This window comes from Nocardioides sp. SYSU D00065, assembly GCF_017916425.1.
Classification (GTDB): domain Bacteria; phylum Actinomycetota; class Actinomycetes; order Propionibacteriales; family Nocardioidaceae; genus Nocardioides.
This window is the reverse complement of record NZ_JAFMSX010000002.1, coordinates 439,906-459,581: the sequence shown is the minus strand read 5'-3', so window position 1 is coordinate 459,581 and position 19,676 is coordinate 439,906. Positions and strand designations below refer to the sequence as shown.

Annotated in this window: 21 protein-coding genes; 2 read left to right on the top strand and 19 right to left on the bottom strand. The window is 70.3% G+C overall.

Going from position 1 to position 19,676, the window contains the following annotated elements; all coding sequences use genetic code 11:
- Positions 1-4 precede the first annotated feature (4 nt).
- The gene (locus J3P41_RS10300) at positions 5-976 is read right to left on the bottom strand and encodes a MoxR family ATPase (protein WP_210650207.1); all 972 of its coding nucleotides are present in this window, start codon (positions 974-976) and stop codon (positions 5-7) included.
- Positions 977-1,043: 67 nt separating this feature from the next.
- Complete coding sequence (locus J3P41_RS10295; protein ID WP_210650206.1) at positions 1,044-7,316, bottom strand: fibronectin type III domain-containing protein; 6,273 nt, start codon at positions 7,314-7,316, stop codon at positions 1,044-1,046.
- A 161-nt stretch (positions 7,317-7,477) separates the two neighbouring features.
- Between J3P41_RS10295 and J3P41_RS19285 the strand changes: the two genes are divergently transcribed.
- Together J3P41_RS19285 and J3P41_RS10285 are read left to right on the top strand one after the other, a co-directional pair.
- Positions 7,478-8,668 (top strand): FHA domain-containing protein, encoded by a 1,191-nt coding sequence (locus J3P41_RS19285; RefSeq protein WP_210650205.1) that lies wholly within the window; start codon positions 7,478-7,480, stop codon positions 8,666-8,668.
- Complete coding sequence (locus tag J3P41_RS10285; protein ID WP_210650204.1) at positions 8,665-10,074, top strand: serine/threonine-protein kinase; 1,410 nt, start codon at positions 8,665-8,667, stop codon at positions 10,072-10,074. The genes J3P41_RS19285 and J3P41_RS10285 overlap by 4 nt, the downstream gene beginning before the upstream one ends.
- A gap of 46 nt (positions 10,075-10,120) precedes the next feature.
- Here J3P41_RS10285 and J3P41_RS10280 read toward each other — a convergent pair whose 3' ends face one another.
- From J3P41_RS10280 to rplP, 17 genes are all read right to left on the bottom strand, one after another.
- Positions 10,121-11,149 (bottom strand): TerC family protein, encoded by a 1,029-nt coding sequence (locus tag J3P41_RS10280; RefSeq protein ID WP_210650203.1) that lies wholly within the window; start codon positions 11,147-11,149, stop codon positions 10,121-10,123.
- 205 nt (positions 11,150-11,354) lie between these two features.
- The gene (map, locus tag J3P41_RS10275; protein WP_210650202.1) at positions 11,355-12,179 is read right to left on the bottom strand and encodes a type I methionyl aminopeptidase; all 825 of its coding nucleotides are present in this window, start codon (positions 12,177-12,179) and stop codon (positions 11,355-11,357) included.
- Positions 12,180-12,196: 17 nt separating this feature from the next.
- On the bottom strand, positions 12,197-12,772 hold the full coding sequence (locus J3P41_RS10270; protein ID WP_210650201.1) for an adenylate kinase: 576 nt from the start codon (positions 12,770-12,772) through the stop codon (positions 12,197-12,199).
- Positions 12,773-14,068 (bottom strand): preprotein translocase subunit SecY, encoded by a 1,296-nt coding sequence (gene secY / locus J3P41_RS10265; protein ID WP_210650200.1) that lies wholly within the window; start codon positions 14,066-14,068, stop codon positions 12,773-12,775. It abuts the gene before it with no gap.
- A 203-nt stretch (positions 14,069-14,271) separates the two neighbouring features.
- Complete coding sequence (gene rplO, locus J3P41_RS10260; protein ID WP_210650199.1) at positions 14,272-14,712, bottom strand: 50S ribosomal protein L15; 441 nt, start codon at positions 14,710-14,712, stop codon at positions 14,272-14,274.
- A gap of 1 nt (position 14,713) precedes the next feature.
- The gene (gene rpmD / locus J3P41_RS10255) at positions 14,714-14,896 is read right to left on the bottom strand and encodes a 50S ribosomal protein L30 (RefSeq protein ID WP_210650198.1); all 183 of its coding nucleotides are present in this window, start codon (positions 14,894-14,896) and stop codon (positions 14,714-14,716) included.
- A complete protein-coding gene (gene rpsE / locus J3P41_RS10250) occupies positions 14,896-15,519 on the bottom strand; it encodes a 30S ribosomal protein S5 (RefSeq protein WP_210650197.1) in 624 nt (207 codons plus the stop codon). The genes rpmD and rpsE overlap by 1 nt, the downstream gene beginning before the upstream one ends.
- Before the next feature lie 85 nt (positions 15,520-15,604).
- Positions 15,605-15,988: a 50S ribosomal protein L18 gene (gene rplR / locus J3P41_RS10245; RefSeq protein WP_210650196.1), complete on the bottom strand. Its 384-nt coding sequence runs from the start codon at positions 15,986-15,988 to the stop codon at positions 15,605-15,607.
- Position 15,989: 1 nt separating this feature from the next.
- A complete protein-coding gene (gene rplF, locus J3P41_RS10240) occupies positions 15,990-16,532 on the bottom strand; it encodes a 50S ribosomal protein L6 (RefSeq protein WP_210650195.1) in 543 nt (180 codons plus the stop codon).
- A 34-nt stretch (positions 16,533-16,566) separates the two neighbouring features.
- A complete protein-coding gene (gene rpsH, locus J3P41_RS10235) occupies positions 16,567-16,986 on the bottom strand; it encodes a 30S ribosomal protein S8 (protein ID WP_210650194.1) in 420 nt (139 codons plus the stop codon).
- Between the two features lie 86 nt (positions 16,987-17,072).
- Positions 17,073-17,258 (bottom strand): type Z 30S ribosomal protein S14, encoded by a 186-nt coding sequence (locus J3P41_RS10230; RefSeq protein ID WP_010831721.1) that lies wholly within the window; start codon positions 17,256-17,258, stop codon positions 17,073-17,075.
- Between the two features lie 58 nt (positions 17,259-17,316).
- Positions 17,317-17,883 (bottom strand): 50S ribosomal protein L5, encoded by a 567-nt coding sequence (gene rplE, locus J3P41_RS10225; RefSeq protein WP_210650193.1) that lies wholly within the window; start codon positions 17,881-17,883, stop codon positions 17,317-17,319.
- 1 nt (position 17,884) lies between these two features.
- Positions 17,885-18,238, bottom strand: a complete 354-nt coding sequence (rplX, locus tag J3P41_RS10220; protein ID WP_210650192.1) for a 50S ribosomal protein L24 — start codon at positions 18,236-18,238, stop codon at positions 17,885-17,887.
- A gap of 3 nt (positions 18,239-18,241) precedes the next feature.
- The gene (rplN, locus tag J3P41_RS10215; protein ID WP_056599693.1) at positions 18,242-18,610 is read right to left on the bottom strand and encodes a 50S ribosomal protein L14; all 369 of its coding nucleotides are present in this window, start codon (positions 18,608-18,610) and stop codon (positions 18,242-18,244) included.
- 121 nt (positions 18,611-18,731) lie between these two features.
- Positions 18,732-19,016: a 30S ribosomal protein S17 gene (gene rpsQ / locus J3P41_RS10210; protein WP_210650191.1), complete on the bottom strand. Its 285-nt coding sequence runs from the start codon at positions 19,014-19,016 to the stop codon at positions 18,732-18,734.
- Complete coding sequence (rpmC, locus tag J3P41_RS10205; protein ID WP_210650190.1) at positions 19,013-19,255, bottom strand: 50S ribosomal protein L29; 243 nt, start codon at positions 19,253-19,255, stop codon at positions 19,013-19,015. Before rpmC ends, rpsQ begins: the two co-directional genes overlap by 4 nt.
- Positions 19,255-19,674 carry a 50S ribosomal protein L16 gene (gene rplP / locus J3P41_RS10200; RefSeq protein WP_210650189.1) on the bottom strand — a complete coding sequence of 140 codons (420 nt, stop codon included), beginning with the start codon at positions 19,672-19,674 and terminating at the stop codon, positions 19,255-19,257. Before rplP ends, rpmC begins: the two co-directional genes overlap by 1 nt.
- Positions 19,675-19,676 lie beyond the last annotated feature (2 nt).

Below are 19,676 nucleotides of genomic sequence, written 5' to 3'. Positions count from 1 at the left end.
TCGGTCAGGCTCCCACGCGGTCCGTCGGCGGCGCCACGGCGTCGAGCAGGCGCGAGATCACGGTCTGCACGTCCACCCCGCTGAACTGCGCCTCCGCGTCGAGCAGGAGGCGGTGCGAGAGCACCGGCTCGGCGAGGTCCTTGATGTCGTCGGGCACGACGTGGTCACGTCCGTCGGCGGCCGCCCACGTCTTGGCGACGCGGACGAACGCCAGGCAGCCGCGCGCCGACAGGCCCAGCTTGACGTGGGGCTGGCGGCGCGACTCCTCGGCCAGCTCGGCGACGTAGCCGATGACCGCGGGGTCGACGTAGACCTGGTCGGCCAGGCCGCTCATCTGGGCGATCGTGGCCGCGGTGATGACCGGCGTGACGAGGGCGGCGCGGTCGCGGACCGCGGCGTTGTTGAGCAGCTCGACGGTGGCCTGACGGTCGGGGTAGCCGACCGAGGTCTTCATCAGGAAGCGGTCGAGCTGGGCCTCGGGCAGCCGGTAGGTGCCGGCCTGCTCGATCGGGTTCTGCGTGGCGATCACCAGGAACGGCCGGCCCACCGGGTGGGCGACGCCGTCGACGGTGACGCGTCCCTCCTCCATGACCTCCAGCAGGGCCGACTGCGTCTTGGGCGAGGCGCGGTTGATCTCGTCGGCGAGCACGATGGTGTGGAAGATCGGTCCCGGGTGGAACTCGAAGGTGCCCTTGTGCTGGTCGTAGACGGTCACCCCCGTCACGTCGGAGGGCAGCAGGTCGGGCGTGAACTGGATGCGCGCGTGACTGCCCTGCACCGTGTTGGCCAGGGCGCGCGCGAGCATCGTCTTGCCCGTGCCGGGGAAGTCCTCGAGGAGGATGTGCCCTTCGGAGAGCAGGCAGGTGAGGGCCAGCCGGACGACGTGGCGCTTGCCGAGGACGGCCTTCTCCATGTTGTCGGTGAGCTGGTCGAAGGTGGACTTGAACCACTCGGCCTGTTCGTGGCTGATCGTCATGCGTGGGTTCCTCCGGGGCGTGGGTGGAGCACGGGGTGGGCGTGGGGGCTGGGCACTGCGTCTGGGGCTACCAGTTCTGGGAGCCGCTGGACGTGCGTTGCCAGAAGCCGCTTCCTTGACACGTGACGGTGGCTCCGCCGCCGCTGGGTGCGTACCAGTCCGTGTCCTGCGTCGTCGTGCTCGAGCGGGTCGCGTTGAACGAGTAGGTGCGCCAGCCCGTGTAGCCGTTCCAGGACATGCTCACGCGGCAGGTGAAGTCCTCGTAGAACCCGTTGACGGAGAAGGAGATGAAGCCGCAGGACTCGCGTTCGCACGGGGGCGGGTTGCCCTCCCCGCCGCCCTGCCAGCAGTTGTTCCCCAGCTCCGAGTCGTCGTCGCGGCACGCGGCTCGCTTCTCGACGGTGACGCCCGGCTGCGGGACACCGCTGGTCGCGCGGTCGTCCCGGTAGGACTCCCCGCGGCCCCCCGGTGAGGAGTCGCGCAGTCGGACCTCCAACCGGACGTCCTGGGCGAACTCCTGCGTCGTGATCGACACCGACTGGCTGAAGGCGCCGACCGACGGGAGGTTGATCGTGGGCTGCTCGACACCGTTGAACCAGTAGGCGAGCTGCGCGGGGTCGCCGTTGCTCGACCCGGAGAGCGTCCACGTGATCGTCCTGCCGTTCACGACGGGTTCGGCGATCTCGTTCAGCATGCCGTCGAGGCGCCCGTAGGTCTGCACGTCCTGCTGCGCGCTGAGCGTGCACCCGGCGGGCGCCTCCTCGTTGCACACCCGCAGCTGGACCGGGTAGGGCTGCTCGTTGCTGGGGACCATGATGCGAGTGGTCACGTTGCCGGTCTGCTGGTTGAAGGTCTTGTTGACCGCCCCGCCGACGAGGATTTCCACCTTGCTCGTGCTTCCCCGCGAGTCCGGGACGGTGTACTGCAGCTGGGCCTCCTGGTTGGCCCCCGTGGGAGCCGCGGTGAACGAGCCCCACGCGGCGGGGCGACCGACCGCCTCGATCGCCGTGGGCTCCGACGGCTGCGAGCGCTTGCCCGGCTCGTTGGCCGCCACCACGCGGTAGCTGTAGGTGAGCCCGTCGTAGGGGACGCCGCTGTGGGTGCAGGTGAGCGCGACCAGCTTCTGGCATCCCGGGACCACTCCCGACGCGGTGCCGTTGGAGTAGGACACGGTGTACGACGTCGGCCCGGGCCCCTCGGGCAGCACGGCCTGCCAGGCGATGCGGATGCTCGTCTGGTTGGCCCCGGCCTCGAGGTCGGTCACGCTCGGCGCCGGCGGTGCGCTCGGGGTGCCGAGGGGCTGCATCTCCGGCGACGGGCGCGGCAGGGAGTTCCCGACGCGGTTCTCGGCGGTGATGCTGAAGACGTACTTGTCGTTGTTGTCCAGGCCGGTGGCGGTGTAGCGGGTGACGTCGCCCGTCACCACCGCAGGCTGCGCGGCGCCCGGCCACGTGATCGTGTAGGTCAGGATCCTCGAGGTGTTGGTGGAGGGCTTGTCCCAGGCCAGGGTGATGAAGCCGTCGCCCCGGTCCTGCATCCGGATGTCCTGGACCCGACCGGGCGCGGTGTCGGCCCGGGCGGTGCGCGAGAGGCCGCTGAACTCGCTCTTGCCGACGCGGTTGACCGCCTGGGCCCGGAAGCTGTAGTTGCCACCGTTGTCGAGCTTGCGGAAGACGCACTCGTTGGTGTCGCAGCGCTGCGTCTTCCCGGTCTTCTCCTCGCGCACGATGTAGTAGAGGATCGGCGCTCCCCCGTCGTCGGCCGGCGGCTTCCACGACATGGTGATCGTGCCGACCTCGTCCGAGAGCGGGTACGGGCGCGGCTCGCCGGGTGCCTCCGGCACGCCGACGACCTGGAACTGGATGCGGCCCTCGGCCCGACGCGAGGGCGGCGGGTCGGAGGACGAGACGTCGCTGACGACGAGCCGGAAGCTCGCCTGGACCCCGCGGGTGTCGCGCTCGGCCGTGAGCGTCAGCCGGCTGCCCTCGAACTCGGCACGCACACCGGGGTTGCCGGTGTTCTCCACCGACACGATCGTGGGCTCGGGCTCCCCCACTCCGGCCCTGAGGTAGGAGCCGACGTCGAAGGTGCGGCTCTGCCCCGCCTCCATCGTCTCCACCCGGATCGGCAGCAGCGTCGGCGGGGGCGCCTGGGCGAGCCGGAAGCGGACCTCCTCGGTGTTGCTGTCGCCGGCGCGGACCGCGAGGACGGCCTCTCCGCCCTCGGTCGCGGACTCGTCGGCCGTGATGGACACCACCGAGCCGGACGGGCCGCCGGCGCTGACGCCGTCCAGCCCCTGGCTCCACTCGGCGCTGTAGTCGAGGCCGACCGCGTCTCGCGGGTCGAGGGTGAAGACCTTGCAGAACGTCGCGATGTCGAGGTCGTAGCGCTGGCCTGCGGAGATGGGCACCACGGTCGAGGGGCACTCCAGCTCGGGGGTGTCGTCGCCGACCTGCACCGGGATCGACAGCAGGACCGTCGCCCCGTCCTCGGTGGTCGTGGTGTCCTCGTTGCCGCTCGCGTCGGCGGCGCTGGTCACCTCGACCAGGACCGCTCCGGGACCGCGGAAACCGGGTGCCGCGGAGAGCCGGAAGCGGTTCTCGCCCTCTGGCCCGACCGTGAGCGCCGACGGCGAGGCCGACCACGAGCGGCGCCCGGAGGCGAGGCGTACGTCGGCACCGTCGGGTGCTGCAACGTAGTCCGCCACCGTCCCGGTCATGCTGTCGCCGGAGTCCAGCTCGATCAGCGCGTCGGGCAGCACGTAGGGCAGGCCGTTGCCGGTCGGCGGGATGTAGACCGACGCCACCGCGGCGGCACCGTCGGCGTCGCGCACCTCGAAGGGCAGCACCTTGGGCGCCGTGCCTCGGTTCGCGCGCACCTCGACGCCGTCGAGGACCCGCGCCGAGGGGTCGCCGACGACGTCGGTGACCTCGAGGTCCTCCACGGAGCCGTCCGGGTCGTAGGCGCCCTCGAGGACGTCGACGACCACGCTGCCGCTGTCGTCGGCGCGGCCGAACGCGTCGTAGACGATCGGGGGGTTGTTGAAGTCCTCCGCCGTCTGCAGCGTCATGGTCGCGCGCGACTCGCTGAGGCCGTTGGTGACTCGGTAGACGACCACCACGGGCGGGTCGGCGAGCGAGCCCGGGGCCTTGACGGTGACCAGGTTCGTCTCGGGGTCGAGCCGGGCGCCGCCGGCGCTGTCGAGCAGCTCGACCTCGACGGAGTCGCCGGCTGCGATGAAGTCGTTGGCGAGCGGGTCGAAGGTCGCGGTGCGCCCCGGCTCTACGGTCATCCGGTCGGGCACCGCGAGCGGCGGCTGCGGCTGGCCGGGCGGGACGACGGCGACGCGGACGATGCCGGTCGCGAACGCGCCCTGGGAGTCGACGACCGCGTAGCTGAACTCGTCGGTGCCGACCGTGCGCGGGTACGCCTGGTACTCCAGGAAGTTGCCGCCGTACGACACGATCCTGCCCAGCCGCGGCGCCGAGGTGATCCCGGTGACGGTGACGGGATCGCCGTTGCGGTCCACGCCGGTGCCGGGGACGCGGATCTTGACGGTGTCGGCGGAGGTCACCCGGCCCTCGAGGGTGGGCGGCTCCGGCGGGTCGTTGGGGTCGTCCGTCGGCACGACGGTCACCCGGAGCAGGCCGTTGGCGCGCTGGCCGTCGAGGTTCTGCGCGACGTAGGTGATCTCGTAGGTGTCGCGCTCCTCGACGTCGTCGGGGGCGACGTAGCGCACCACACGGCCCGACACGAAGGCACGACCCACGTCGCCGGTGACGTCGACCGGAGCGATGACCTCCAGCTCGCCGGGTGTCTCGCTGTCGACGAGGTCGCCCAGGAGCGTGAGCCGGTCACCCGACGGCGACACGTCGTTGTCGAGCACCGGGGCGGAGACGGACGCGCCGGCGCGCACGACCACGCGGTCGGCCACGGTGACGGGGGTGTTGTCCGCCGGCTGCGGGCGCTGGGTGACCACCACCTCGCCGCGTACGCCGGAGCTGGTGCCGTTGCTGATCGTGTAGGAGACCGTCTGCGTGGCCGGCGACAGGTCCGGCTGCACCGCGGAGACCCGCAGCCAGCGGCCGTCGATGATCGCCACGTCGAGCTGGCCGTCGCGGTCGGCCGTCGCCCGCTGCACGACGAGCAGCCCGCCGCCCGGGTCGAGGTCGTTGGCCAGCACGTCGACGGTGCCCGGCGCCTGCCCGTAGACGGTGAGCGTGTCCGGCATCGCGATCGGCTCGGAGGCGCGCTTGGGTCGCGGCTTCACGTCGACCCGGACGGTGCCCTGGTCGAGCGGCGCGTCGCCGTAGCCCGCGTCGTAGTTGAAGAAGTAGGTGCCGGGACGCTCGGCGGTGAAGGTGAGCTGGCCCGAGTCGAGGTCGGAGACGATCTTCGCCCCGGGCTGCTGCGGCACCTTGCCGGCGAGGCTCAGCTCCGCGTTGACCGTGCTCGGGTCCGAGCCGGGCAGGTCGTTGAGGAGCGGGCGGATCTTGATCGGCTTGCCGACCTCGCCGCGCACGACGTCGGGCTCCGCGGTCGGCGCGAACGCCTGCAGGTCCCGGCGCGCCTGCACCTGGAAGCTCATCGACTTGCGCACCGGCGCCGAGCGGCCGTCGGTGACCGCGAAGTCGACCCGCACCAGCTGCTGGCCGTCGGCCTGGCCGGTGGGGGCGGTGAAGCGGATCCGCCCGTCGGCCGTCGTGCGGGCCGAGGCGCCGGACTCGTCCCCACCGACCGCACGGGCGGAGTCGAGGAGCAGGGTGTCGCCGTCGCGGTCGTCGCGCCAGTCGGCCAGCACCGGCACGGACAGCGCGCCGCCGTGCGGCACGCGGTAGGTGGGCTTCTCATAGCCCTCGCGCAGCGTGGGCGGCTCGTTCTCCTGGCTGTCGCGCACCTCGACGTCCACCGCGGCATGGGCGGAGAGCCCGTTGCGGCCGTCGTCGATGTAGTAGTCGAAGGTCGCCGGTCGCGCGTCCTCGGGCATCTCCAGCACGAGCGTCTGGCCGTCCGGGCTGATCTCCACCCGCGCGCCGCCGCTGGGCTGGTCGACGTCGACGATGCTCAGCAGCCTGCCCTCGGGCGCCGAGTCGTTGTCGAGCGGGTGCAGCACGGTGGTGCGCCCGGCTCGTACGCCGTAGGAGTCCGGCTTGGCACGCGGCGGCCGACGGTCGGCGTCGCTCTGGTTCTCGTTCTCGTTGTCGTCGTCGTTGTTCTTCTTCTTCGACGTGAACGCTTCCCAGTTGTCGATCCGGATCGGCTTGTCCTGCTCGATGTCCCAGACCGCTCCGCTGTTGGCGTCGTTGAGGACGATCTCGCCGCGGTTGACCCGGAAGGCGAGGCTGGTGGCGTCGCCTCCCAGCGCGTTCTCCTCGACCTCTCCGGTGCCGCACTGGACGGCCACCGCTCCCAGGCCGCCGGACCAGGCTCCGAACACGCACGCGCCGAGCCGCACGGGCTCGACCGGGTTCCCCGAGCGCGACGACACGGTGGTGACCGCGCCCGAGTCGAGGTCGACGCTCAGCAGGCCGTCCGGGGCGCCGACGAGCACGGCGTCGTCGGCGGGCCCGGCCTGCTGCAGCACGCTGCCCGGCGGGACGGACGCGGCGGCGCCGTCGACGACGCGCAGCACGCCGGAGTCGGCGTCGAGGGTCACCACCCGCTCACCGACCGTGGTGACGCTGGAGACCTGGCCGGCGTCGCCGGGCAGGTCGCGGGTGCGTGGCTCGCCGAAGGACGTGCCGTCGGGCGCGATCGTGGTGAGGGTGCCTTCGGCGGCCGAGGTCACGACGACCGTCCCGGCCCCGCTCACCGCCAGCGCCGCGTCCTCGCCGGCCTCGGCCAGGGGCTCGGCCTGTCGGTCGACGGCCGTCATCACCGGCTTGCCGAGCTGGTCGTCGTAGCGCACCGCCCAGACCTCACCGGTCTCGGCGTCGGCACTGGCCAGCGTGCCGCCTCCGATGCGGACCTCGCCCGCGGTGGGGATGGCGGCCGTGCCGCCGTCCTGCGCCTCCAGCCGGCGGGTCTCGATCGCCTGACCGCGGCTCGCGTCGGCGTTCAGCGTGACGACCGCGGCGCCGTCCTGCACCACGTCGAGCCGGGCCTTGCCGTCCTGGCTGGGCACGACCCCGTCGAGCTGGTTGATGGGCTTGTTGAGCCGGCCCGACCAGCCCTTCTTGCCGTTGACCACCCACACGCCGCCGTCGTTGAGCTCGGCCTCGTGCGCCTTGTAGCCGTTGGCCGTGACCGCGTAGGCCACGACGGCGACGGAGGCAACCGTGAGGGCGGCACCCGAGGCGATTCCCGCCCGGTGCCGACGCATGAGCGTCCCACGTGCCACGCAAGCCCCCCTTGGCCCCACGGATGACGCGCGCCCGCCGCCGTCACCGAGAGGAGGGTATGTATCCGGTCAAGCCCGGGACAAGTCGGGGAACCGTGCGCCGGGCTGGCCCGATGGGTGATGATGGGGGGCGTCGCGTACGAGGGGAGCCGACGTTGATCGTGGAAGCGAGGTACACCGGTGGGGCCGGTGTGCTTCTCGGCAACGGCGCCCACTGGGTGCTGATGACCGATCCCGCCGACGAGCAGGTCGTCCAGGAGGTCTGGGACGCCCTGGTGATGGACGCCCCGTCGGGCGCCGCGGTGGTCGAGCGCGTCCTGGCGATCACCGAGAAGGCGTTCGACGGCGACCCGCCGGGGCTGGCGCTGGTCGACTTCACCGCCGGGGCCTCCACCGCCATCTCACGCGGGACGGGACACGTCCGCCTGGCCGGTCCCGGCCGCGTGCTCAGCCTCGGCGGCGGCGCCGATCCGCTGACGCTGGCGCCGACCCGCCGGCTCGTGGGCGGCGTCGTCGCGGCCGACCGGGTCGAGCTCCAGCCTCTCTCGGCACGCACCGCGCCGGCTCCGGCACACGCTCGCGAGCGCGTGCAGGAGGTCGCGGCGCCGGCCGCGTCCGGCCCGCTCATCGACGGCATCCCGGCGGAGATCCTCGCCGCCAAGGGCCCCGACGGTCCCCCGCCCCGCACCCGCACCCCGCGTCCGGTGGAGGACACCGGGTCGCTCGTGGACACCTCCGAGCCCGACCCGCTCATGATGCGCCGCATCGAGGAGGGCGCCCACACCACGATCCGGCCCGCGACCGCCCCGCACGCCGCGCCGGCGGAGCCCGACGACCACGACGGGGCCACCACCGTGCGCCCCGCGCACCTGAGCCACAGCACCGCGCCGACGGTGCTCGCGGTCAGCTGCCCGCTGGGCCACCTGACCCCGCCGGTCGCGCCGCAGTGCCGGGTGTGCCACCAGCGCGTGGCCCCTCAGGAGCCGCGCCGCGTCGAGCGGCCCTCGCTCGGCGGCCTCCGACTGCCGACCGGCGAGGTCGTGCCGCTGGACCGGGGCGTGATCCTGGGCCGCAAGCCGGCCCCGCCGGAGGGCAGCACCGACTGGCCGCACCTGGTGCACCTGCCCGCCGACCACTCGTTCGTGTCCCGGCGGCACCTCCAGATCGAGCTCGACGGCTGGGACGTCGTGGCCCGCGACCTCGACAGCCGCGGCGGCACGACGCTCGCCGCCCCGGGCCGCGAGCCGCAGCGGATGCGCCCGGGCGACGCCTACGTCCTCGAGCCCGGCACGGTCCTCGACATGGCCCAGGTCTACGCGGTCCGGTTCGAGACGGGAGCGGTCGCCCGGTGAGCGCCCCGGTCATCCCCGGGTTCACGTTCATCGAGCACCTGGGCAGCGGCGGCTTCGCCGACGTCTTCCTCTACGAGCAGCAGTGGCCCCGGCAGCGGGTCGCGGTCAAGGTCGTGCGCCCCGACGTGCCGCTGACCGACCGCGAGAAGTACCTGTTCACCGCCGAGGCCAACGCGATGGCCCGGCTCGCCGATCACCCCTACATCGTCTCGGTGATCACGGCCGGCGTGACCGCCGAGGGCGGCCGGCCCTTCCTCGTCATGCGCTACTGCCCGCCACCCGACCTCGGCGTACGGGTGCGCGCGAACCCGATGGCCCCCGTCGACGCGGTGTCCACCGGCATCAAGCTGGCGAGCGCGATCGAGACCGCCCACCGCTCGGGCATCCTGCACCGCGACATCAAGCCGAGCAACGTGCTGGTCACGACGTACCACGAGCCGGCGCTGACCGACTTCGGGATCGCCGGCCACATGGGCGACGTCGAGGGCGACAACGACGTGCGCATCTCCTACCCCTGGTCACCGCCGGAGCTCCTCGACGGCCGCTCCAACGGGTCGGTGGCCTCCGACGTCTACTCGCTCGGCGCGACGATCTGGCACCTGCTCGTGGGGCGCTCGCCCTTCTCGATCCCCTCCGGCGACAACTCCACCCGGGCGCTCAGCGCGCGGATCCTGCACGCCGCCCCGCCCGCCACCCAGCGGCCCGACGTGCCGCCGGCCCTGGACCGGCTGCTCCAGCAGTGCCTGGCCAAGCGACCGGAGCACCGCCCGGCCAGCGCGCTGGAGCTGGCGCGTGCTCTGCAGCGCATCGAGGCCGCGGCCGGCTGGGCCCGCACCTCCGTCGCGGTCGAGGGCGACCGGCCGGACGCGTCGGTGGCGGTGCCCGGGATCCCGGACGCGCCGGAGGACGCCACGGCGATGAAGCCGGTGACCGTGATCTCGGCCAGCGGCCCCCGCCGGATCGCAGCTCAGGACCCTGTTCCCTCCCCCGGTGACGACCAGGAGGACGACGGCGGCGTGCCCGCCCTGGTCTGGGCCGGCGTCGCGGCCGCGGTGCTGGCGCTCGTGGTCGGCTACCTGACGTTCCGCGGCGACGGGCGCGAGGAGGACCCCGGCGTCGTGGTCCCCACCGAGTCGCACACGCCGATCGAGGTCGTCCCCGACGTGCTGACCGAGGCGCCGACGCTGAGCGGGCGACGTACGGCGCGGGGGGTGCTGTTCGAGTGGAGCCCGCCGGTCCCGGTGGAGCCCGGCGACTCCTTCAGCTGGCATCGCGACGACACCGACGAGTACGGCAGCACGTCGCGCCGTTCGCTGCTCGTCCGCACCGACTCCCCGGTCTGTCTCGAGCTCAGCATGACGCGCGGCAACGACAACTCGCCGCGCGCCAACGAGTGCGTGACCTGACCGCCACCGGGTCGCCGGCGGCGGTCAGGACGCGGTCAGCACCCGGTCAGTCGTCGTGCCAGTCGCGGCGCGGGCCGGTCGCGGCGTCCTGCTCCTGGGCCGACATGCGGCTCGAGGCCCACAGCGACAGCACCGCGGTGACGGCGAGCGTGGCGATGATGACGACCAGCGAGAGCCAGATCGGGATCTCGAGCCAGGCGTAGTCGAGGTGCTCGCCGCCGTTGATGAAGGGCAGCTCGTTCTCGTGCAGCGCGTGGAAGAACAGCTTGACGCCGATGAAGGCGAGCAGGAACGCCAGGCCGTAGGAGAGGTAGATCAGGCGCTGGAGCAGGCCGCCGATGAGGAAGTAGAGCTGGCGCAGGCCCATCAGCGCGAAGATGTTGGCCGTGAGCACCAGGTAGGGCTCCTTGGTGATGCCGAAGATCGCCGGGATCGAGTCGAGGGCGAACAGCAGGTCCGTCGTGCCCAGGGTCAGGATCACGATGAACATCGGCGTGATCATGCGCTTGCCCGCGGCGTGGGTGAACAGGGACTTGCCGTGCCACTCGGAGGTGGCCGGGAAGCGGCGCTCGACGAAGGCGACGAGCTTGTTCTCCTCGAACTCCTCGTCCTCGTCCTCGGCCCCCTCGCGGGCCAGCTTGAAGGCGGTGTAGACGAGGAAGAGGCCGAAGAGGTAGAAGATCCAGCTGAAGTTGCTGATGGCGGCGGCGCCCACGGCGATGAAGATCGCGCGCATCACCAGCGCCATGACGATGCCGATCATGAGCGCGTACTGCTGCAGCTCACGCGGCACGGCGAACTTCGCCATGATGATGATGAAGATGAACAGGTTGTCGATCGACAGCGAGTACTCGACCAACCAGCCGGAGTAGAACTCGAGCGCCGACGTGCCGCCTGAGGTGTACCAGACGCCGAGGCCGAACAGCACGGCGAGGCCGACGTAGATGGAGAGGTAGGTCGCGCACTCCTTCATGCTCGGCTCGTGGGGCCGGCGGCCGACCACGGCAAGGTCGAAGGTGAAGATCGCAAGGGTCACCACGGCAGTGGCGATCCAGACCCAGGTGGGGACGTCCACGCTTGAGCTCCTAGTGGGTGGGGGCGAGTGCGGTGCCGGTGCAGCACACGGTCACCGGAGGTCTCTTCCGCCCGCCCGTCACGGGCGGACCGGTGGCACCGGGCCCCGCTCGCGCGGATGCCGTGCTGACGACGCCACCGTGGGGAATACTCCCCTCCTGCGCACCGAGTCTTTCACGAGCGACGGCGAGCGCGCGAAACGGCCCTCAGCGTCCGCCGAACGGGACGCCCAGCTCGGCGAGCCGGGCCTCGCCGCCGTCGACCGCCGTCAGCACCCAGGCTCCCTGCGCGGTGACGGTGAACGTGTGCTCGAAGTGGGCCGCGACGGAGCCGTCGACCGTGGCAACGGTCCACTCGTCGTCGAGCAGGTCGGTGTGCTTGCTGCCGAGGGTGACCATCGGCTCCACCGCCAGGGCCAGGCCCTCCACGATGGTGGGCCCGCGACCGCGCCGGCCGTAGTTGGGGACGTTGGGGGCCATGTGCATCTCGGTCCCGATCCCGTGTCCGGTGTAGTCCTCGAGGATGCCGTAGCGGCCCTGCGCGCGCACGTGGGTCTCGATGGCGTGGCTGATGTCGGTGACGCGACCGCCGAGCCGGGCCGCGGCCATGCCGCGCCACAGCGACTCCTCGGTCACGCGCAGCAGCTCCAGCACGTCGTCGGCCACCTCGCCGATCGGCACCGTGATGGCCGCGTCCCCGTGCCACCCCTCGACGATGGCGCCGCAGTCGATGGACACCACGTCGCCCTCGGCCAGCGCCCGCGGCCCGGGGATGCCGTGCACGACCTCGTCGTTGACCGACGCGCAGATGGTCGCGGGGAACGGGGGCTGGCTGTAGCCCTTGAACGACGGGATGCCGCCGTGGTCGCGGATGTGGGTCTCGGCGAGGGTGTCGAGGTCCTGGGTGGTCACCCCCGGAGCGGCGGCGTCGCGCAGCAGCTCGAGGGTCTCCCCCACCAGCCGACCCGCGACCCGCATCAGGTCGATCTGCTCGGGGGTCTTGATCTCGATCCCGCGGTCACGGAACGCCATGCGCCGGCTCGCGCGGGTCAGCTCTGCGGGACCACGTCGAGGGCGGCGAAGATGCGCTTGGTCACGTCGTCGACCTCGCCCATCCCGTCGACCTCGATGAGGATGCCCCGGTCGCGGTAGACCTCGATGAGCGGCTCGGTCTGCTCGGCGTAGACCTCCTGCCGGCGCCGGATGACGTCCTCGGTGTCGTCGGCGCGGCCGTCGGTCTGCGCGCGGTGGAGCAGACGCTGCACGAGCTCCTCGGGGTCGACCGTCAGCACGACCACGGCGTCGAGGCGGTGACCCGTGAAGGCGATCATCCCGTCGAGCTCGGTGACCTGGGCCAGGGTGCGCGGATAGCCGTCGAGCAGGAAGCCCGGCTCGGCGTCCGGCTCGTCGATGCGGTTGCGCACCATCTGGTTGGTGACCTCGTCCGGGACGTACTCGCCGGCGTCCATGTAGCGCTTGGCCTCGACACCGAGGGGGGTGCCCTCGGAGACGTTGGCCCGGAAGATGTCGCCGGTCGAGATCGCCGGGACGCCGAAGTGGTCGGCCACGACCGAGGCCTGCGTGCCCTTGCCCGCACCCGGCGGGCCCATGAGGATCAGTCTCATCTACTTCAGGAATCCTTCGTAGTTGCGCTGCTGGAGCTGGCTCTCGATCTGCTTCACGGTGTCGAGCGCGACGCCGACCATGATGAGGATGGACGTGCCGCCGAACGGGAAGTTCTGGTTGGCCTGGATCATCGCGAAGGCGACGAGCGGGACCAACGAGATCAGGCCGAGGTAGAGGGCTCCAGGGAACGTGATGCGGGACAGGACGTAGGACAGGTAGTCCTCGGTCGGCTTGCCCGCCCGGATCCCGGGGATGAAGCCGCCGTACTTCTTCATGTTGTCCGCCACCTCGACAGGGTTGAAGGTGATCGAGACGTAGAAGTACGTGAAGAAGATGATGAGCGCGAAGTACGTCGCCATGTAGAGCGGGTGGTCGCCGTTGACGAAGTAGGTCCCGATGAAGTCGAGCACCGGGTTCTGGCTCTCGGGGTTGAACTGCACCGCCATCGCCGGCAGGTAGAGCAGCGACGAGGCGAAGATGACCGGGATGATGCCGGCCTGGTTGACCTTGAGCGGGATGTAGGTCGAGTTGCCGCCGAACATCTTGCGCCCGACCATCCGGCGGGCGTACTGCACGGGGATGCGGCGCTGGGCCTGCTCGATGAAGATGACGGCCGCGACCAGGATCAGGCCGATCACCATCACGATGGAGAAGGTCACCCAGCCCTGGGAGGTCTGCACGCTCCACAGGGAGGCCGGGAACGTGGCGACGACCTGGGTGAAGATCAGGATCGACATGCCGTTGCCGATGCCGCGGTCGGTGATGAGCTCACCGAGCCACATGATGACCGCGGTGCCCGCCGTCATGGTGACGACCATGACCAGGAACGTCCCGGTGCCGTCGTCGTGCAGCAGGTCGCGCGTGCAGCCCTGGAGCAGGGCGCCGTTGCGCGCGAGCGCCACGATGCCGGTCGCCTGCAGGACGGCCAGGCCCAGCGTCAGGTAGCGGGTGTACTGGGTGATCTTCGACTGGCCGGCCTGCCCCTCCTTCTTCAGCGCTTCGAGCCGTGGGATCACCACGACGAGCAGCTGCAGGATGATGGAGGCCGTGATGTACGGCATGATCCCCAGCGCGAAGATGGTGAGCTGCAGCAGCGCACCACCCGAGAAGAGGTTGATCAGGCTGTAGAGCCCGCCCTCCTCGAGCTGGCTGATGCAGGCCTGGACGTTGGCCACGTGGACACCCGGGGTGGGCACCTGAGAGCCGAGCCGGAAGATCGTGACGATCAGCAGCACGAACAGCAGCTTGCGCCGCAGGTCCGGCGTCCGGAAAGCGTTGGCGAACGCGCCTAGCACTGGTTCCTCTTTCGTATGGGTGCCCGACCGAGATCGGCGGGCGGACGAGAAACCCCCACCGTCGTGCGGCGTGGGGCCCGGGGCAGCCTAACAGTCGGGGTTCGCCCCGCTTCTCCCCCACAGTCAAGGGGAGAACGACGAAGGCCCGGCCGACAGTTCCCACTGTGCGGCCAGGCCTTCACCGGATGTGCGAGATGGTGGCCTCAGGCCACGGTCGCAGTACCGCCCGCGGCCTCGATCTTCTCCTTGGCGGAGCTCGAGAACGCGTCGGCGCTGACCTGGACGGCGACCGACAGGTCGCCCTGGCCCAGGACCTTGACGGGCTGGCCCTTGCGGACCGCGCCCTTGGCCACCAGGTCGGCGACGGTCACCTGGCCGCCGTCGGGGAAGAGCTCCCCGAGGCGGTCGAGGTTGACGACCTGGAACTCCACGCGGAAGGGGTTCTTGAAGCCCTTCAGCTTGGGCAGGCGCATGTGGATCGGCATCTGGCCACCCTCGAAGGCGACCGGGACCTGGTAGCGCGCCTTGGTGCCCTTGGTGCCGCGCCCGGAGGTCTTACCCTTCGAGCCCTCACCGCGACCCACGCGGGTCTTGGCGGTCTTGGCGCCCGGAGCGGGACGCAAGTGGTGCAGCTTGAGCGTCATGTCACTCCACCTCCTCGACCGTCACCAGGTGACGGACGGTCTGGACCATGCCGCGGATCTCCGGGCGGTCCTCCTTGACGACCACGTCACCGATGCGCTTGAGGCCGAGCGAGCGCATGGTCTCGCGCTGGTTGGCCTTGCACCCGATGGTGGACTTCTTCTGCTGGACCTTGAGCTGTGCCATTACTGCTGCACCCCTGCCGTGACCTCGACCTGGCCCTCGGCACGCGCCTTGAGGAGCGCGGCCGGAGTGACGTCCTCGACCCGCATGCCGCGACGAGCGGCCACGGCCTCGGGCTCCTCCAGCATCCGCAGCGCCTCGACGGTCGCGTGGACGATGTTGATCTGGTTGGACGAGCCGAGCGACTTGCTCAGCACGTCGTGGATGCCGGCGCACTCGAGGACCGCACGCACCGGGCCACCGGCGATGACGCCGGTACCGGGAGCGGCGGGACGCAGCAGGACGACGCCTGCGGCCTTCTCGCCCTGCACCGGGTGCGGGATGGTGCCCTGGATGCGCGGGACCTTGAAGAAGTGCTTCTTGGCCTCCTCGACACCCTTGGCGATCGCCGCGGGAACTTCCTTCGCCTTGCCGTAGCCGACGCCGACCAGACCTTCACCGTCGCCGACGATCACGAGGGCGGTGAAGCTGAAGCGACGACCACCCTTCACGACCTTGGCGACACGGTTGATCGCCACGACGCGCTCGATGTAGGCGGTCTTGTCAGCCTGGCGACCGTTGTCGCGTCCGCGACGGTCACCAGACTGGCGCTCGCCACCGCGCTGTCCGCGCTGGGCTCCGCTCATGAGACTTGCTCCTTCAATGTTGTCTGGCGCGAGCGTGCCGACTGCGTCGTCACGCTGCCGCGCGCCATTCCGGGGTGTCGTGCGATCAGAACTGGAGGCCGCCCTCACGAGCGGCGTCAGCCAGGGCCGCGATGCGACCGTGGTACTTGTTGCCGGCACGGTCGAAGACGACGCCCTCGATGCCTGCGGCCTTGGCGCGCGAGGCGACCAGCTCGCCGACCTTCTTGGCCTGCGCGGTCTTGTCGCCGCCCGCGGTGCGGACGTCGGACTCCATCGACGAGGCGTAGGCCAGCGTGGCACCGGCCAGGTCGTCGACGACCTGCACCGTGATGTGCTTGGCCGATCGCGTCACCACCAGGCGCGGACGCTCGGTGGTGCCGTTGATCCGCTTGCGGCCCCGCGCCTGGCGGCGCAGGCGGGCACGGACCCGGCTCGCGGTGTGCTTGTTGTTGGACAGCGAGATCGCCATGTCACTTACCGGCCTTTCCGACCTTGCGGCGGATGTGCTCGCCGGCGTAGCGCACGCCCTTGCCCTTGTAGGGCTCGGGCTTGCGCAGCTTGCGGATCTTGGCCGCAACCTCGCCGACGAGCTGCTTGTCGATGCCGACGACACCGAGCTTGGTCGGGCCCTCGACGGTGAAGGTGATGCCCTCGGGGGCGTCGAAGATGATCGGGTGGGAGTACCCGAGCTGGAACTCCAGCTGGGTGGGGCCCTTGGGCAGGACGCGGTAGCCCACGCCCACGATCTCGAGCTTCTTCTCGTAGCCCTCGGTCACGCCGACCACCATGTTGCTGATGAGCGTGCGGGTCAGGCCGTGCAGCGAGCGGCTGGTCCGATCGTCGTCGGGGCGCTGCACCTCGAGGACACCGTCCTCGCCCTTGGCGACCGTGATCGGCGCCGCGATGGTGTGGGACAGGGTGCCCTTGGGGCCCTTGACCGTCACCAGCGACTCGTCGATCGCGACGTCGACACCGGACGGGACCGCGATGGGGAGCTTGCCAATGCGCGACATGCTTCTCTCTCTTCCTGGTCTCAGTTGGTCCGGGTCACCAGACGTAGGCGAGGACTTCGCCGCCCACGCCCTTCTGGTTCGCCTGGCGGTCGGTCAGCAGGCCCTGCGACGTCGAGATGATCGCGACGCCGAGTCCACCGAGGACCCGGGGCAGGTTCGTGCTCTTGGCGTACACGCGCAGACCGGGCTTGCTGATGCGGCGCACGCCGGCGATCGAGCGCTCACGGTTGCGGCCGTACTTGAGGGTCACGGTCAGCGTCTTGCCGACGGCGGGCTCGCCCTCGGCGGTCACGTTGTCGGCGACGTCGTAGGAGGTGATGTAGCCCTCCTGCTTGAGGATCTCCGCGAGGCCGGCCTTCATCTTGCTGTAGGGCATCGACACCACGTCGTGGTACGCCTGGTTGGCGTTGCGCAGACGCGTGAGCATGTCTGCGATCGGGTCAGTCATCGTCATGATGTGGTTCTTTCTCGTCGTGGTTTCGAGCGGCTCGCGGCCGGTCGACCTTCAACGTGTTGAGGTGGTTACGAGGAGGACCGTGCTCACCAAGAGGACTTGGTGACGCCGGGGAGCTCACCGCGGTGGGCCATCTCCCGCAGGCAGATGCGGCACAGGCCGAACTTGCGGTAGACGGCCTTCGGGCGGCCGCAGCGCTGGCAGCGGGTGTAGCCGCGGACAGCGAACTTGGGCTTGCGAGCGGCCTTGACCTTGAGCGAAGTCTTCGCCATGTCAGTTCTCCTTGCAGTGCTGGACGTTCAGCTCGAACGAGCTCGACTTCGTCATCGCTCAGTTCTCCTTGAACGGGAACCCGAGCTGCTTCAGCAGCGCGCGGCCCTCGTCGTCGTTGGTGGCGGTGGTCACGACGGTGATGTCCATGCCGCGGGACCGGTCGATCCTGTCCTGGTTGATCTCGTGGAACATGACCTGCTCGGTGAGACCGAAGGTGTAGTTGCCGCGGCCGTCGAACTGCTTGGGCGAGAGGCCGCGGAAGTCACGGATGCGGGGCAGTGCCAGCGAGAGCAGGCGGTCCAGGAACTCCCACATGCGGTCGCCACGCAGCGTGACGTGCGCACCGATCGGCATGCCCTCGCGCAGCTTGAACTGCGCGATGGACTTGCGGGCCTTGGTCACGGCCGGCTTCTGGCCGGTGATCGCGGTGAGGTCGCGGATCGCGCCCTCGATCAGCTTGGAGTCACGAGCCGCCTCGCCGACACCCATGTTGACCACGATCTTGGTCAGGCCGGGGACCTGCATGATGTTGGCGATGTCGAACTCGGAGCGCAGCGCGGGGACGATCTCCTCGCGGTAGCGAGCCTTGAGACGCGGGATCTCGGTCTGGGTGGTCTCGGCCATCTCAGATCTCCTTGCCGGTGGTGCGGGACACGCGGACCGAGCGGCTGGCGCTGTAGGTCGAGCCGTCCGGGCGGCGCTTGGTCACCTCGTCGCGGCGGAACCCGACGCGGGTGACGTCGTCACCCTCGACGAGCATCACGTTGGAGACGTGGATGGGCGCCTCGCGGGTGATGATCCCGCCGGTCGTGTTGGTCTGCTGCACGGACTTGGTGTGGCGCTTGACGAGGTTGACGCCCTCGACGACCACCCGGTCCTCCTCGCGGAGCACCGAGATGACCTTGCCCTGGGCACCCTTGTCCTTGCCGGCGATCACCTTGACGGTGTCGCCCTTCTTGATGTTCATGTGCTTACCCATCTCTCACAACACCTCCGGGGCGAGCGAGATGATCTTCATGAAGCGCTTCTCGCGCAGCTCGCGGCCGACAGGCCCGAAGATGCGCGTGCCACGGGGCTCGCCGTCGTTCTTGAGGATGACGGCGGCGTTCTCGTCGAAGCGGATGTAGGAACCGTCGGCGCGGCGACGCTCCTTGACGGTGCGCACGACCACGGCCTTGACGACGTCGCCCTTCTTGACGTTGCCACCGGGGATCGCGTCCTTGACGGTGGCGACGATGACGTCACCGATGCCGGCGTAGCGACGGCCAGAGCCACCGAGAACACGGATGCAGAGGATCTCCTTCGCACCGGTGTTGTCGGCGACCTTGAGTCGCGACTCCTGCTGGATCATTGGTTTCTCCTGGTTGTCGAGCTGGTTCTCACACCCTCACGGGAGTGCGAGCCTGGCCGAACTGGTGGGGTTCTGTGCTGGGGAATCGGGTGGGGCGAGCTGCGCTCACCTCACCGACGACTCACTTGGCCTTCTCGAGGACCTCGATCAGGCGCCAGCGCTTGGTGGCGGACAGCGGGCGGGTCTCCATGATCAGGACCCGGTCACCGATGCCGCACTGGTTGGTCTCGTCGTGAGCCTTCAGGCGCGACGTCTTGCGCAAGACCTTGCCGTAGAGGGCGTGCTTCACGCGGTCCTCGACAGCGACGACGATGGTCTTGTCCATCTTGTCGCTCACGACGAGGCCCTCGCGGACCTTGCGCTGGTTGCGCTCGTCAGTCGTCTGGGTCGCAGTGTTCTCGCTCATGCCTTCGCCTCTTCGTTGGTGCCCGGCGTGGTGCGGATGCCGAGCTCGCGCTCGCGCACCACGGTGTAGATGCGGGCGATGTCCTTCTTGACCACGCGCAGCCGGCCGTGGCTCTCCAGCTGGCCGGTCGCGGCCTGGAACCGGAGGTTGAACAGCTCCTCCTTGGCCTCGCGGAGCTTCGCCTCCAGGTCGGTGGCGCTGAGCTCGTCGAGCTCGTGGGCGTTCAGCTTGGTAGCCATCAGAATTCACCGGCCTCACGGGAGATGAACCGGCACTTCATCGGAAGCTTGTGCATCGCGCGGCGCATGGCCTCACGAGCAGTCACCTCGTCGACGCCGGAGAGTTCGAACATGACGCGGCCGGGCTTGACGTTGGCCACCCACCACTCGGGGGAGCCCTTGCCCGAGCCCATGCGGGTCTCGGCGGGCTTCTTGGTCAGCGGACGGTCCGGGTAGATGTTGATCCAGACCTTGCCGCCACGCTTGATGTGACGGGTCATGGCGATACGAGCCGACTCGATCTGCCGGTTGGTCACGTAGTGACCCTCGACCGCCTGGATGCCGAAGTCACCGAAGGCCAGCGACGTGCCACCCTTGGCAGCGCCACGGCGCTTGGGGTGGTGCTGCTTGCGGTGCTTGACGCGACGGGGCATCAACATGA

What these genes read in the sequence shown, in the direction of transcription:
- J3P41_RS10300 (WP_210650207.1), bottom strand. Translation starts at nt 976, where the DNA reads ATGACGATCAGCCACGAACAGGCCGAGTGGTTCAAGTCCACCTTCGAC.
- map (WP_210650202.1), bottom strand. Translation starts at nt 12,179, where the DNA reads ATGGCGTTCCGTGACCGCGGGATCGAGATCAAGACCCCCGAGCAGATC.
- J3P41_RS10270 (WP_210650201.1), bottom strand. Translation starts at nt 12,772, where the DNA reads ATGAGACTGATCCTCATGGGCCCGCCGGGTGCGGGCAAGGGCACGCAG.
- rplO (WP_210650199.1), bottom strand. Translation starts at nt 14,712, where the DNA reads ATGACGCTCAAGCTGCACCACTTGCGTCCCGCTCCGGGCGCCAAGACC.
- rpmD (WP_210650198.1), bottom strand. Translation starts at nt 14,896, where the DNA reads ATGGCACAGCTCAAGGTCCAGCAGAAGAAGTCCACCATCGGGTGCAAG.
- rpsE (WP_210650197.1), bottom strand. Translation starts at nt 15,519, where the DNA reads ATGAGCGGAGCCCAGCGCGGACAGCGCGGTGGCGAGCGCCAGTCTGGT.
- rplR (WP_210650196.1), bottom strand. Translation starts at nt 15,988, where the DNA reads ATGGCGATCTCGCTGTCCAACAACAAGCACACCGCGAGCCGGGTCCGT.
- rplF (WP_210650195.1), bottom strand. Translation starts at nt 16,532, where the DNA reads ATGTCGCGCATTGGCAAGCTCCCCATCGCGGTCCCGTCCGGTGTCGAC.
- rpsH (WP_210650194.1), bottom strand. Translation starts at nt 16,986, where the DNA reads ATGACGATGACTGACCCGATCGCAGACATGCTCACGCGTCTGCGCAAC.
- J3P41_RS10230 (WP_010831721.1), bottom strand. Translation starts at nt 17,258, where the DNA reads ATGGCGAAGACTTCGCTCAAGGTCAAGGCCGCTCGCAAGCCCAAGTTC.
- rplE (WP_210650193.1), bottom strand. Translation starts at nt 17,883, where the DNA reads ATGGCCGAGACCACCCAGACCGAGATCCCGCGTCTCAAGGCTCGCTAC.
- rplX (WP_210650192.1), bottom strand. Translation starts at nt 18,238, where the DNA reads ATGGGTAAGCACATGAACATCAAGAAGGGCGACACCGTCAAGGTGATC.
- rplN (WP_056599693.1), bottom strand. Translation starts at nt 18,610, where the DNA reads ATGATCCAGCAGGAGTCGCGACTCAAGGTCGCCGACAACACCGGTGCG.
- rpsQ (WP_210650191.1), bottom strand. Translation starts at nt 19,016, where the DNA reads ATGAGCGAGAACACTGCGACCCAGACGACTGACGAGCGCAACCAGCGC.
- rpmC (WP_210650190.1), bottom strand. Translation starts at nt 19,255, where the DNA reads ATGGCTACCAAGCTGAACGCCCACGAGCTCGACGAGCTCAGCGCCACC.
- rplP (WP_210650189.1), bottom strand. Translation starts at nt 19,674, where the DNA reads ATGTTGATGCCCCGTCGCGTCAAGCACCGCAAGCAGCACCACCCCAAG.